The sequence below is a fragment of the Marinobacter sp. genome, assembly GCF_041984545.1.
Lineage (GTDB): Bacteria > Pseudomonadota > Gammaproteobacteria > Pseudomonadales > Oleiphilaceae > Marinobacter.
In genome coordinates this window covers 1-848 of the sequence record NZ_JBHIXV010000077.1, presented here as the reverse complement: position 1 = coordinate 848, position 848 = coordinate 1, and the positions used below count along the sequence as shown (strand labels likewise).

2 protein-coding genes are annotated in these 848 nt (G+C 46.6%); one reads left to right on the top strand and one right to left on the bottom strand.

Features of this window, described 5'->3' with window-relative positions; all coding sequences use genetic code 11:
• Positions 1–187 precede the first annotated feature (187 nt).
• Complete coding sequence (locus ACFC20_RS17575) at positions 188–442, bottom strand: hypothetical protein (RefSeq protein WP_375194112.1); 255 nt, start codon at positions 440–442, stop codon at positions 188–190.
• Between ACFC20_RS17575 and ACFC20_RS17570 the strand changes: the two genes are divergently transcribed.
• A complete protein-coding gene (locus tag ACFC20_RS17570) occupies positions 441–692 on the top strand; it encodes a hypothetical protein (protein WP_375194111.1) in 252 nt (83 codons plus the stop codon). The two genes, ACFC20_RS17575 and ACFC20_RS17570, sit on opposite strands and share 2 nt — an antisense overlap.
• Positions 693–848: the final 156 nt, after the last annotated feature.

The following is an 848-nucleotide window of genomic DNA, read 5'->3' as shown; positions in this document are numbered from 1 at the left end:
TGTGCAAATCGGTCACGATCCCCGGAATGACCGGTCACGTTCGCCGGAATACGCATGAGCACCTGACACTGCAAAAAAAACAAGGAAGATCACGAAAAATGGCTTCATAATATGCCCCTCAAAAAATTGAGGCCCCGTCCCCGGCGCCTCAATCTTATTACCTCCAGTCGCAATTAATACCCTGGGATCAGTAATTCCAGTTCAGTTCGAGCATTGCAACATAAGCTGCATCGTCTGCACCAGTTGCGTCCTCAACGCCTTTGCCAGGCAAGAAAATGGAAAGCACCAGTCTTGGAGCAAAGTACTGGTTGGCCTGGTATTTTACAGCCACATCAAGTTCGGTACCGGCATAACTATCCACAGATCCACTGGCAGTGCTAAGCGTCTCAAGCCCCCCCGTTTGCGAAGACGGCAACCCGGTAATGCAAACAGTTTGGACCATGAAGCACTCTGAAGACATTGATCCGGTTATCGCCGCTTCAATCAAGTCAGTTACCTTCACCAAGACTGGGCCAAAGATTGAAATGTATGACAGCAACGGCTCTATCAAGATTCTTTCTGATCTTCAAGGTTGGAATGCTCCACGCAAGCAAGAGATCACTGGTAAGGATGGAAGCGCGTTAGCAATCAAGGCTGATGTTAGCGCACCTGAGATAGCAAGCGCCTTAGCTGGTTTAATGGCTAAGTTGTGAATAATTATGTGCGTATCGGCGAATAAAGTATAAAAATTATCGGGGTAAGTATCCGAAAAAGTGAATAAACGGTGAATACGATGAAGAAAAAGCGATTTTTAGCGGTGGCAATGCTGGTTAATTGGGCAATCGTTGTTGGGTTATCTATCGCATTAT